The sequence below is a fragment of the Actinocorallia longicatena genome, from assembly GCF_039534125.1.
GTDB lineage: Bacteria > Actinomycetota > Actinomycetes > Streptosporangiales > Streptosporangiaceae > Actinocorallia > Actinocorallia longicatena.
Window position 1 is genome coordinate 275,589 of sequence record NZ_BAAAUV010000003.1, and the last position, 11,545, is coordinate 287,133.

The following is an 11,545-nucleotide window of genomic DNA, read 5'->3' on the forward strand; positions in this document are numbered from 1 at the left end:
CCTAGGCCTGCGCGTCGCTCGAGACCATCTTTTTGGCGGCGAGACGCTCCTCGGACGGCCAGCGCACGTCCTTGGCCCAGCCGAGCTTCTCGAAGATCCAGATCACCCGGGCGCTGATGTCGATCTGCCCCTTGAGCACGCCGTGACGGGCGGCCGTCGGGTCGGCGTGGTGGAGGTTGTGCCAGGACTCGCCGAGCGAGGGGATGGCCAGCCACCACACGTTGCGGGCCTGGTCGCGCGAGGCGAACGGGGTGTTGCCGAAGGTGTGGCAGATCGAGTTGATCGACCAGGTGACGTGCTGCACGAGGGTGACCCGGACGAAGCCGGCCCAGAACAGGGCGGTGAAGAACCCGGCCCAGGACATGGTCACCAGCCCGCCGATGGCGGCCGGGAGCAGGAAGGTCGCCGCGACGATCGCCCCGAACGAGCTGTGGATCCGCTGCATGTCCGGGTCGGCCTTGAGGTCCTTGGCGTACTTGTCGACGTTGGTGGCCTTGGAGGCGTAGAGCCAGCCGTAGTGCGACCAGATGAGGCCCTTGAACAGCGCCTTGGCGTCGTCACCGTACTTCCAGGGGCTGTGCGGGTCGCCCTCGGTGTCGGAGAACTTGTGGTGGCGCCGGTGGTCGGCGACCCAGTGCATCACGGGGCCCTCGATGGCCAGGCTGCCGCAGAGCGCGAGCGCGATCCGCAGCGGCCGGTTGGCCTTGAAGGAGCCGTGCGTGAAATAGCGGTGGAAGCCGACGGTGATGCCACCGGCGGACAGGAAGTAGAAGATCGCCCCGATCACGATGTCCGACCAGCCCAGCGCCCAGCCCCAGGCGAACGGCACGGCGGCGAGCAGCGCGAGGAAGGGCACTCCGGTGAACAGCGCTACCAGGATCTTGTGGCTGAGGCCGTTGCGGTCGTCGGAGTAGTCGTCGGCCGGTCGACGGGGTGCGTCGGCGATGGGTGCGGCAGTCACAAAGCTCGTCTCTCGTTAAGGATCGGGTCGTCTTTCCTACGCCACCGTAACCTACGGTTCGGTAAGAGTGTAAGTGACCGGAGAGTGAACCGTTCTGGACCGCCGGTAACAATCATCAGCCCAGGTCAGTAGGTTGGGCCGCCCTGGGTACGGGAATTGCGGTCAGGCGCATCCTTTTCGAGAAATTCGAGCCTGTTGCCCACCGGATCGGCGGAGAAGAACCGCCGGAAGCCCGGAACCGGGGTGTCGTACCGGATCTCGTGGCCCGCCGCGGCGAGCCGGGCGGCCAGGGCGTCGAGGTCGGCGACCACGAGCCCGGGATGGGCCTTGAGCGCGGGCCGGAAGTCCCGCTCAACGCCTACATGGAGCTGGAATCCGGGGCCCTGGAACCACGCTCCGCCGCGGCCCCGGAGTTCGGCGGGCTTGGCGATCTCGGTGAGACCGAGGAGATCGCCGTAGAAGGCGCGCAACGCTTCCTCGCCGCCCTCGGGGGCGGCGAGCTGGACATGATCCAGGCCAGTGATCATCGCGAATCCTCCGGAAAGTGAGGACCGGGCGCCGCGAGCGAAGATCGTCCGTCGTCGGCGTCCGGCCGGTCCGGCCCTTAGTGCGGGGCCGGGAGGGGTGACGGCACGGTGCGCCGTCGGTGTGTAGGTGCCGCCCGCTACGGGAGTCGGCAGCACCGCAGGGGAACGTCAGCCGCTTCCTCCCACTGCGGGCGGCACCTCGTCTAGGGGTTCGTCGCCACGACGAAGATCCTCCTGAAGGGGAAGACGGTCCCGTTCGGACCGGGCGGATAGGCGTCGTCGAGGGCGGCGGAGTAGTCGGACAGGAAGGCGGCGGGGTCGTCCAGGGCGGCCAGGACCGGGCGCAGGGCGGTGCCCTTCACCCATTCCAGGACGGCGTTCTTCCCCGGCAGGACCTGGAGGTAGGTGGTCTCCCAGGCGTCGACCCGGCAGCCGAGGCCGGCGAGGAGATCGAGGTACTCGGCGGGATCGAGGACGGGACGCCACCGCAGGACGTCACCGACGCCGTGCTTGGCGGACATCTCGCGGAGCAGCGTGTGGCTGGGGGCGTCGAAGTTGCCGGGGACCTGGAAGGCCAGCACCCCGCCGGGCGCCAGTGACCGTACCCAGACGGGCAGCAGCTCGACGTGCCCGGGGACCCACTGGAACGCGGCGTTGGAGACGATCACGTCGACCGGGGCCTCCGGCCGCCAGGTGGCGAGGTCGCCGACGGCGAAGCCCAGGCCGGGACGCTCGTGCCCGCGCGCTTTGCCGATCATGCTCGCGGAGCTGTCGAGACCGAGGACCTCGGCGCCGGGCCAGCGGTCGGCCAGCGTCGCGGTGAGCTCGCCCGAACCGCAGCCGAGATCCACGACACGGCGCGGAGCCGGCGGGCGCATGCGGGCCGTCAGCTCGAAGAACGCCCTGCTCCGTTCGTCGGAGTACACGGCGTACTGAGCCGGATCCCAGGTATCTCTTGACATCGAGATACATTGTCGCAACAAATCTCTCTCGACGTCAAGAGAACCCGGCCAAAATCTTGATGTCGAGAAAAGGTAGGGTGCAGGAATGGAGGACGAGGTCGACCGGCTGGTCGGGGCATGGCGGAGCGAGCGCCCAGAGCTCGACGTGGAGCCGTTGCACGTCCTGAGCAGGGTCTCGAGGCTCTCCCGCCATCTCGACCGGGCCCGCAGGGCCGTGTTCGCCGCCCATGACCTGGAGTCGTGGGAGTTCGACGTCCTCACCGCGCTGCGCCGCTCCGGCTCCCCCTACCAGCTCAATCCTGGCCAGCTCCTGCGCGCGACCCTCGTCACGTCGGGGACCATGACCAACCGCATCGACCGCCTCGCGGCCGCCGGGCTGGTCCAGCGGCATCCCGACCCGCAGGACAAGCGCGGCGTCCAGGTCCGGCTCACCGGCACGGGCCTCGCCCGGGTCGACGCCGCCTTCGGCGACCTGCTCGACCGCGAACGGGAGCTTCTGATCAGCCTCAGCGAGGTCGAGCGCAAGCAGCTCGCCGATCTCCTGCGCAGCCTGCTGATCCCGTTCGACCAGAGCTGAGCCCGCCCCCTGCGGGGCAGGACGGCCTCAGCCCTCCGCGAGCTCCAGCCAGGCCATCTCGACCTCGTCCTTCTCGGCCAGGACGGCCTTGAGCTTGGCGTCGAGGTCGAGGAGCCTGGCGTGGTCGGTGGCGGCGCCGGCCATGTCGTCGTGGAGCTGGGCCTCGCGCTTGGAGAGCTTGTCGAGCTGGCGTTCCAGCCGGTCGAGCTCCTTCTGGGTCTTCCAGTCGGCCTTGGTCGCCGTCTGCGCGGGCTTGGCGGCCTGCTCGGCGGGCCGGTCGGCGGTGGGCTTGCCCGCGGTTCCGGCGGCGACGCGGTCCAGATACTCCTCGACGCCGCCCGTCAGCATCCGGACGGTGCCGTCGCCGAGCAGCCCGTGGACGGTGTCGGTGACGCGCTCGAGGAAGTACCGGTCGTGGCTGACGACGATGAGGGTGCCGGGCCAGCCGTCGAGGATGTCCTCGAGCTCGGTCAGGGTCTCGATGTCGAGGTCGTTGGTCGGCTCGTCGAGGAGCATGACGTTCGGCTCGCCCATGAGCAGGCGCAGGATCTGCAGCCGGCGGCGCTCGCCGCCGGACAGGTCGCCGACCGGCTTCCACTGGGCGTCGGAGCCGAAGCCCAGCCGCTCCAGGAGCTGGCCCGCGGTCCACTCCTTCTTGCCGACGGTGATCCGCCGGGCGATCTCCTCGACCGACTCCAGGACGCGCCGCGCCGGGTCGAGCTCGGTGAGCTCCTGCGAGAGATGCGCGAGCTGGACGGTCTTGCCGCGCACGACCTTGCCCGATTCGGGCTGGGCGGTGCCCGACAGCAGCCGGAGCAGGCTGGTCTTGCCGGAGCCGTTGATCCCGACGAGCCCGATCCGGTCGCCGGGGCCGAGCCGCCACGTGACGTGGTTGAAGATCGGCTTGGGGCCGGCGTGGTAGGTGACGTCCTCGAGCTCGTAGACGGTCTTGCCGAGGCGGGCCGTCGCGAACCTGGTCAGCTCCACCGAGTCGCGCAGCGGCGGGACGTCGGCGATCAGCGCCTGGGCGGCGTCGACCCGGAACTTGGGCTTGGTGCTGCGGGCCTGCGGGCCGCGCCGCAGCCACGCCAGCTCCTTGCGCATGAGGTTCTGGCGCTTGGCCTCGGTGGAGTCGGCGATGCGGGTGCGCTCGGCCTTGGCCAGCACGTAGGCGGAGTAGCCGCCCTCGTAGCGTTCGACCCGGCCGTCGACGACCTCCCACGTGCGGTCGGTGACCTCGTCGAGGAACCACCGGTCGTGGGTGACGACCGCGAGGGCCTCCTTGCGGGTCGCCAGATGGCGGGCCAGCCAGGTGATCGCCTCGAGGTCGAGGTGGTTGGTCGGCTCGTCCAGCATGATCACGTCGGACTCGGGGACGAGCAGCGCCGCCAGGGCGACCCGCCGCTTCTCCCCGCCGGACATGCCCTCGAGCGGGGCTTCGAGATCGATTCCCGGCAGGAGCCCGGCGAGGATGTCGCGGATCCTGGCGTCGGCGGCCCACTCGTGCTCGGCGCGGTCGCCGAGCACGATGGAGCGGACGGTCGCGGCGTCGCCGAACTCGTCGCGCTGCACCAGGTAGGCCAGGCGCAGGCCACCGGTGTGGGTGACCCGGCCGGAGTCGGCCTCGGTCCGCCTAGCCATGATCGACATCAGCGTGGACTTGCCGCCGCCGTTGCGGCCGACGACGCCGATGCGCATCCCCGACTCGACGCCCAGGGAGACCTGGTCCAGCAGCGGCTGCGGCGTGTACGCCTTGAAGACGTTCTCAAGATTGATCAGATTCACAACGCTTCAAGGCTATCGGCTTCCTCAGGGACGCCTTACCACCGCGGGCGTCAGTCGCAGCTGGAGGAGGACGAACTTCCGCTGTCGCTGCTGGAGGAGCCGCTGTCATAGCCGGAGGAGCCGCTGTCGTAGCCGAAGGAGCTTCCGTGGTCGTGCGAGTGGCCGTGTGAGTGACCGTGGTGGTGGGAGGAGCCGTGGTCGAAGGAGAAGCCCTGGTCGTGGTGGCCGTTCTCGTGCCTCGGGTGGGCGTGGCCGCCGTTGCCGTAGGTGGAGTCGGCGAAGAAGGCGTCGAACGGGGAGGACGGTGAGCCGTCCCGGCGGTACCCGCCGCCCTGGAGGGGGTGCGGATACCGCACGCCGTTGAAGGCCCGCCGAGTCGCCGAGCGGATCGCGAAGATGATGAGCAGTGCGATCACGGACACCATCACGAACGGAATCATCAGGACGAGCGCGATCTCGGTCATCTCAGCCCCTTTCAGGCTTGGTAGGAGATGAGACGCACGGCGTTGTGATCCGGTTCAGAACAACTTAGAGGAGCGTCGCGCCGGGGACGGGACCGGAGGCGCGGACGAGGGTGCGGGCGACCCCGACGCCGCCGAGGGCCACCGCGAGGTCGAGGGCGTGGGTGGCGTCGGCGGCGAGAAAGGCGCAGGTGGGGCCGCTGCCGGAGACCAGGGAGCCGAGGGCGCCGAAGTCGCGTCCCGCGGTGAGGGTGCGCTGGAGGGACGGCCGGAGCGTCAGGGCGGCGGGCTGGAGATCGTTGGCGAGGGCGGCGCCGAGGGCCTCGGCGTCCCCTTCGGCGAGGGCGGCCAGCAGCGCGGGCGACTCGTGCGGCCAGGAGACCCGCTCGGAGTGGGCGGCGCGGATCCTGTCGCACTCGGCGTAGACGGCCGGGGTCGACAGGCCGCCGTCGGCGAGCGCGAACACCCAGTGGAACTCGCCGGAGCAGGGCAGCGGGGTCAGCTTCTCGCCGCGGCCGAGGCCCAGGGCCGTGCCGCCGAGGAGCGCGAAGGGGACGTCGCTGCCGAGGGTCCCGGCCAGCTCCATCAGGGTGGCGAACGGGAGGTTCGCCTCCCAGAGGGCGTCGCAGGCGAGGAGGGCCGCGGCGGCGTCGGCGCTGCCGCCCGCCATCCCGCCGGCGACCGGGATCTCCTTGCGGATCGTGATCGCGACCTCGGGTTCGACGCCCAGGTGCTCGGCGAGCAGGCGGGCCGCCCGTCCGGCGAGGTTGTCGGGCGTGGCCGGGACGCCCTCGATCGACGCCCCCTCGACGGCCACCGACAGCTCGCCCGGAACGACCGTCACCTCGTCGAACAGCGAGACGGCGTGGAACACGTTGACCAGGTCGTGGTAGCCGTCGTCGCGCAGCGGCCCCACCCCGAGCTGGAGGTTCACCTTGGCGGGAACCCGCACGGTCACAGCGTTCACGATGCTCCAGAGTCCTTGAACGGATCGATCGGGTGCTCAGACGGGCCGGTGCTCGGCGATCCGGGCGAAGGCGGTGACGTCCAGCATCTCGCCGCGGGCGGTCGGGTCGACGTTCGCGGCGCGCAGCGCGGTCTCGGCGAGCGCGGGCGAGCCCGCCCACCCGGCGAGCGCCGCCCGCAGGGTCTTGCGGCGCTGGGCGAAGGCGGCGTCGACCACGGCGAACACCTCCTCACGGGTCGCGGTGGTGCTCGGCGGCTCGCGCCGGGTGAACGCCACCAGCGCGGAGTCGACGTTGGGCGCGGGCCAGAACACGGCCCGTCCGACGCTCCCGGCCCGCCGCGCGGCGGCGTACCAGGCCATCTTCACCGACGGCACCCCGTAGATCTTGCTTCCGGGCGGGGCCGACAGCCGGTCGCCGACCTCGGCCTGGACCATCACCAGGCCCTTGCGCAGCGACGGCAGCAGCTCCAGCAGGTGCAGCACCACCGGCACCGCGACGTTGTAGGGCAGGTTCGCGACCAGCGCGGTGGGCGGCGGCCCGGGGATCTCCTTCACCCGCATGGCGTCGTCGTGGATCACCTCGAACCGGTCGGCGAGACCGGGCGCCCGGGCGGCGACGGTCGCGGGCAGCGCCCCGGCCAGCACCGGATCGAGCTCGACGGCGATCAGCCGGGCCGCGGCGGGGAGCAGCGCCAGCGTCAGCGACCCCAGCCCCGGCCCGACCTCGATCACGACGTCGTCGTCCTCGAGCCCGGCCGACTTCACGATCCGCCGCACCGTGTTGGCGTCCACCACGAAGTTCTGACCGAGCTGCTTGGTCGGCCGCACGCCCAGCACGGCCGCGATCTCCCGGATATCGGCCGCCCCCAGCAGCGCGGCCTCGCTCTCCCCCACCTCCCCATCCTCCCACGCGGCGGATACGGGGGTGACTGCGTCCCGGCCGTGCGGGCGGAGATCGGCTGAGGACCCGTCAGCGGGAGGTGAAGAGGCGGGCGCCGCAGTGGGGCCACTGGTTCTGCCAGCGGCCTCCGACGTGGCGGTAGAGGAGCTGGGCGCGGAGGGTCTGTTCGGCGGCGGTGGCGTGGTGGGGCAGGCCGGTGCCGCCGACGGCCCGCCAGGCGGCGCGGGAGAACTGGTACAGGCCGTAGTAGCCGGCGAGGTTGACGGCCCTGGGGTTGTTGCGCGACTCGCAGGCCGCGACGGCTCGCCAGTTCAGCCTGACCACGGGGCCGGTGAGGGAATCGAGGGCCGCCGCCGCGGACTTCGGCAGGAGCTCCGGGAGGGCCGTCGGCGCCGGTTCCGGTTCCGGTTCCGCGGTGGGCCGCGCGGTCGCTGAGGGTGCGGGCGGTATCTCCGGCCGGGCCGGACGCTTCCCCGTGGAGGGCCTGGCGGGGCCCGAGGGCGAGGAAGATCCAGCGGACGGGAGCTTCACGCTGTCGCCCGCGAGGTCGAGGGTCTGCCTGCCGCTGGGCTGGGCGAACAGCAGCCAGCCGCCTGCCGCGAGGGCCAGCAGCAGCGTCAGGGCGAGCAGCGGCAGCAGCAGACTCGGCGGGCTGCCCGCCGCATGCCGTCCATGACCAGTCACGGGCACAGGACCCTAGACCCGGTCACTCTCCGTGCGCAGCCGCTCGCCCAAACGTCCGGTCTTGTCGCGTGTCAGCCGCCGAAGCCGAACAGGCGCCTTCCGGTGGCGGCGATGGCCGTGCAGAGCGCGTCGACCTCGACGCCCTTCACCTCGGCCATCAGCCGCACCGTGTGCGGGATCAGGTCGGAGGAGTTCGGCTTGCCGCGGTGCGGGACGGGCGTCATGAACGGGGCGTCCGTCTCGACCAGGATCAGGTCGAGGGGGGCGGCCGCCAGGGCGTCGCGGAGCGGCTGGGCGTTCTTGAACGTGACGTTCCCGGCGAAGGACATCACATAGCCCTTGTCCGAGCAGATCCGGGCCATCGCGGCGTCCCCGGAGAAGCAGTGGAAGACGACCTTGTCCGGGGCGCCCTCCTCGTCCAGCAGGCGCAGGACGTCGTCGTGGGCGTCCCGGTCGTGGATGACCAGGGCCTTTCCGGTCTCCTTGGCGATCGCGACATGGGCGCGGAAGGAGCGCTGCTGGTCGTCCTTGCCCGCGTGGTCGCGGTAGTAGTCGAGGCCGGTCTCGCCGACCGCGACGACCTTGGGCTGCCGGGCGAGCCCGGCGATGACCTCGAGGGTCTCGTCGGAGACGTTCTTGGCCTCGTTCGGGTGGATCGCGACGCCCGCGTAGACGTCGGCGTGCTCGGCGGCCGTCCGCGCGGCCCACTCCGAGGACGGCACGTCACAGCCGATCGTCATGATCCGGGCGATTCCGGCGGCCTGCGCCCGGGTGACGGCCTCGGCCACCGTCATCTCGAGCATGTCGAGATGACAGTGGCTGTCGAACACCGGGACCGGCAGCGGGACGGTCGCCTTCGGGTCGATCGAGTTCGGGTCGATCGAGTTCGGGTCGATCGCGTTCGGGTCAGTCGCCAAGGCGGGCCAGCTCCTCCTCGACCACGGCCTGGTCGAGCTTGGGGAACAGCGGGACGGGCCGCTGGAGCGGGGTCCCCGCGGTGATCGGCCGGTGCTCCCAGCGGGCCTGCGCCGAGGCGTAGTCGCCGGTGATCACCGGGTAGGTGCGCTCGCCCTCGCTCACCTCGTCGATCCGCGGCATGCCCGACCACTCGCCGGTGCCGCCGAGCATCGTGAACACCTTCTGCGAGGAGTTCGGCAGGAACGGCGTGAGCAGGGTCTTGGCGTCGTCCACGACCTGGAGGGCGACGTGCAGGATGGTGCCCTTGCGGATCGGGTCGTCCTTGATCTTCCAGGGCTCCTGCTCGGCGAGGTACCGGTTGGCCTCGCGGACCACGTCGAACGCCTCGGTGATCGCGTTCTTGAAGCGGGAGCGCGACAGCTCGGCTCCGACCGTCGCGTAGGCCCCCGCGGCCTTGGCCAGCACGGCCCGGTCGGCGTCGGTGAGGTCCTTGGCCTCGGGGATCGCCCCGTACTCCTTGGCGGCCATCGAGACCGACCGGTTGACCAGGTTGCCCCACTGCGCGACGAGTTCGCCGTTGTTGCGGTCGACGAACTGCTGCCAGGTGAAGTCGGTGTCCTGGTTCTCCGGGCCCGCCACCGCGATGTAGTAGCGCAGGGCGTCGACGTCGTAGCGCTCGAGGAAGTCCCTGACGTAGATGACGACCTGGCGGGAGGAGCTGAACTTCTTGCCCTCCATGGTCAGGAACTCGCTGGAGACGACCTCGTCGGGCAGGTTCAGCGCGCCCAGGGAGCCGGGGTTCCCACCGCGGTCGCCCTCTCCGTTGTAGCCGAGCAGCATCGCCGGCCAGATCTCGGAGTGGAAGACGATGTTGTCCTTGCCCATGAAGTAGTAGGCCAGGGCCTCGGGGTTCTGCCACCACTCGCGCCAGCGCTCGGGGTCGCCGCTGCGGCGGGCCCACTCCACGGACGCGCTGAAGTAGCCGATCACGGCGTCGAACCAGACGTAGAGCCGCTTGTTGGGCAGGTCGCGCCAGCCGTCCAGGGGGATCGGGACGCCCCAGTCGAGGTCGCGGGAGATCGCCCGCGGCTGGAGGTCCTCCAGCAGGTTCAGCGAGAACTTGAGGACGTTCGGCCGCCACTCGCCCTGCTTGCCGTTCAGCCAGCGGCCCAGGACCTCGGTGAAGGCGGGCAGGTCGAGCATGAAGTGCTCGGTCTCGACGAACTCCGGCGTCTCGCCGTTGATCTTGGAGACGGGGTTGATCAGGTCGATCGGGTCGAGCTGGTTGCCGCAGTTGTCGCACTGGTCGCCGCGGGCGCCGTCGTAGCCGCAGATCGGGCAGGTGCCCTCGATGTAGCGGTCGGGCAGGGTCCGGCCGGTGGACGGCGAGATCGCGCCCATCGTGGTCTTGGGGAAGATGTAGCCGTTGGCGTGCAGTCCCGTGAAGATCTCCTGGACCACCGCGTAGTGGTTCTCGGTGGAGGTCCTGGTGAACAGGTCGTAGGACATGCCGAGGCCGTGCAGGTCGCCGACGATCACCCGGTTGTAGCGGTCGGCGAGCTCACGCGCCGTCACGCCCTCCTTGTCGGCCTGGACCTGGATCGGCGTCCCGTGCTCGTCGGTGCCGGAGACCATGAGCACCTGGTTCCCCAGCATCCGCTGGTACCGGCTGAACATGTCGCAGGGCAGCGCGAAGCCCGAGACGTGGCCGATATGACGGGGCCCGTTGGCATAGGGCCATGCGGGTGCGGTGAGGATGTGACGGGACATGCCATAAGCCTACGGCCGCCCCGCCCCCCGTCCGAATCATTTGGGACGGTCGCGGGGCTTCTCCGCGGCGAGCGCCCGGTAGGCCGACGGGGTCCGCCCGACGTGCCGGACCAGATGCCTGCGCAGCGAGTCGGGGGTGCCGAGGCCGCAGTCGCGGGCGATCCTGGCCAGGGGCAGATCGGTGGTCTCCAGAAGCTGGCGGGCCCGGTGCAGGCGCTGGTCCAGCAGCCAGCGCTGCGGGGTGCCACCGGTCTCGGCGCGGAAGCGCCGGGTGAAGGTCCGCACACTCGTGCGGGAGTGGGCGGCCAGGTCGGCGAGCGTCAGCGGGGTGTCGAGCCTGGCCAGCGCCCAGGCCCGGGTCGCCGCCAGGGAGACGTCGCGGGCCGCGGGCAGCGGTGTCGCGACGATCTGCGGCTGCCCGCCGGGGCGGAACGGCCCGACCACGGCCGCCCTGGCGACCTCCGTGGCGACGGCCGCGCCGAAGTCCGACCGCACGAGGTGCAGGCAGAGATCGATGCCCGCGGCGGCGCCCGCCGAGGTCAGCAGCGTGCCGTCCTCGACGAACAGCACGTCCCGCCGCAGGTCGACGCGCGGGAAGCTGATCTGGAACTCCGTGGTGTGGAGCCAGTAGGTGGTGGCGGCGCGGCCGTCCAGCAGGCCCGTCCCTGCCAGCACGAAACCGCCGGTGCAGATCGCCGCGACCCGCTTGCCCGCCTCCACCGCCCCCCGGACGGCCGCCAGCACCCGGGAATCGATCTCCCTGGCCTCCGTTCCCGCGATGACGACGCTGTCGGCCCAGGAGAGGGCTTCGAGGCCGTGCTCGAACCCGAGGGTGAGGCCGCCGCCGTCCTGCGGGATCCCGGGATCGGCGGTGCAGACCCTGACCTCGTACAGGGCCCGGCCCTCACGGACCGCCGCGCCGAGCACCATCTGGGGCATCGCGACGTCGAAGGCCTTCACCGGCGGGACCGCCAGGATGGCGACCCGATGGGCCGGGGTGTCGCCGCGCATTGGCCGGATCCTCCGCTCAGT

The 11,545-nt window shown here is 71.1% G+C and carries 12 protein-coding genes; 1 reads left to right on the plus strand and 11 read right to left on the minus strand.

Features of this window, described 5'->3' with window-relative positions; genetic code table 11:
* Position 1: 1 nt before the first annotated feature.
* The 3 genes from ABD785_RS06915 to ABD785_RS06925 all read right to left on the minus strand — a co-directional run bounded on the left by ABD785_RS06915 (position 2) and on the right by ABD785_RS06925 (position 2,450).
* Positions 2 to 961, minus strand: coding sequence for an acyl-CoA desaturase (locus ABD785_RS06915; protein ID WP_344823431.1), 960 nt, complete (start codon positions 959 to 961; stop codon positions 2 to 4).
* Between the two features lie 125 nt (positions 962 to 1,086).
* A complete protein-coding gene (locus tag ABD785_RS06920; RefSeq protein WP_344823433.1) occupies positions 1,087 to 1,488 on the minus strand; it encodes a VOC family protein in 402 nt (133 codons plus the stop codon).
* A gap of 203 nt (positions 1,489 to 1,691) precedes the next feature.
* Positions 1,692 to 2,450: a trans-aconitate 2-methyltransferase gene (locus tag ABD785_RS06925; protein WP_344823436.1), complete on the minus strand. Its 759-nt coding sequence runs from the start codon at positions 2,448 to 2,450 to the stop codon at positions 1,692 to 1,694.
* An 85-nt stretch (positions 2,451 to 2,535) separates the two neighbouring features.
* Between ABD785_RS06925 and ABD785_RS06930 the strand changes: the two genes are divergently transcribed.
* The gene (locus ABD785_RS06930) at positions 2,536 to 3,027 is read left to right on the plus strand and encodes a MarR family winged helix-turn-helix transcriptional regulator (protein WP_344823439.1); all 492 of its coding nucleotides are present in this window, start codon (positions 2,536 to 2,538) and stop codon (positions 3,025 to 3,027) included.
* A gap of 27 nt (positions 3,028 to 3,054) precedes the next feature.
* Here the strand turns inward: ABD785_RS06930 and ABD785_RS06935 are convergent, their stop codons facing one another.
* The 8 genes from ABD785_RS06935 to ABD785_RS06970 form a co-directional block, all read right to left on the minus strand.
* The gene (locus ABD785_RS06935) at positions 3,055 to 4,812 is read right to left on the minus strand and encodes an ABC-F family ATP-binding cassette domain-containing protein (RefSeq protein WP_344823440.1); all 1,758 of its coding nucleotides are present in this window, start codon (positions 4,810 to 4,812) and stop codon (positions 3,055 to 3,057) included.
* A gap of 50 nt (positions 4,813 to 4,862) precedes the next feature.
* Entirely contained in the window at positions 4,863 to 5,276 is a 414-nt protein-coding gene (locus ABD785_RS06940; RefSeq protein WP_344823442.1) for a hypothetical protein, read from the minus strand.
* Between the two features lie 64 nt (positions 5,277 to 5,340).
* Complete coding sequence (locus ABD785_RS06945) at positions 5,341 to 6,231, minus strand: 4-(cytidine 5'-diphospho)-2-C-methyl-D-erythritol kinase (RefSeq protein ID WP_344824137.1); 891 nt, start codon at positions 6,229 to 6,231, stop codon at positions 5,341 to 5,343.
* 45 nt (positions 6,232 to 6,276) lie between these two features.
* On the minus strand, positions 6,277 to 7,134 hold the full coding sequence (gene rsmA, locus ABD785_RS06950; RefSeq protein WP_344823444.1) for a 16S rRNA (adenine(1518)-N(6)/adenine(1519)-N(6))-dimethyltransferase RsmA: 858 nt from the start codon (positions 7,132 to 7,134) through the stop codon (positions 6,277 to 6,279).
* 76 nt (positions 7,135 to 7,210) lie between these two features.
* Complete coding sequence (locus tag ABD785_RS06955; RefSeq protein WP_344823447.1) at positions 7,211 to 7,825, minus strand: transglycosylase family protein; 615 nt, start codon at positions 7,823 to 7,825, stop codon at positions 7,211 to 7,213.
* Positions 7,826 to 7,896: 71 nt separating this feature from the next.
* Positions 7,897 to 8,742 carry a TatD family hydrolase gene (locus ABD785_RS06960; protein ID WP_425547742.1) on the minus strand — a complete coding sequence of 282 codons (846 nt, stop codon included), beginning with the start codon at positions 8,740 to 8,742 and terminating at the stop codon, positions 7,897 to 7,899.
* The gene (gene metG, locus ABD785_RS06965; protein ID WP_344823450.1) at positions 8,732 to 10,513 is read right to left on the minus strand and encodes a methionine--tRNA ligase; all 1,782 of its coding nucleotides are present in this window, start codon (positions 10,511 to 10,513) and stop codon (positions 8,732 to 8,734) included. Before metG ends, ABD785_RS06960 begins: the two co-directional genes overlap by 11 nt.
* 36 nt (positions 10,514 to 10,549) lie before the next feature.
* Positions 10,550 to 11,524 (minus strand): GlxA family transcriptional regulator, encoded by a 975-nt coding sequence (locus tag ABD785_RS06970; RefSeq protein ID WP_344823453.1) that lies wholly within the window; start codon positions 11,522 to 11,524, stop codon positions 10,550 to 10,552.
* Between the last annotated feature and the right edge of the window lie 21 nt (positions 11,525 to 11,545).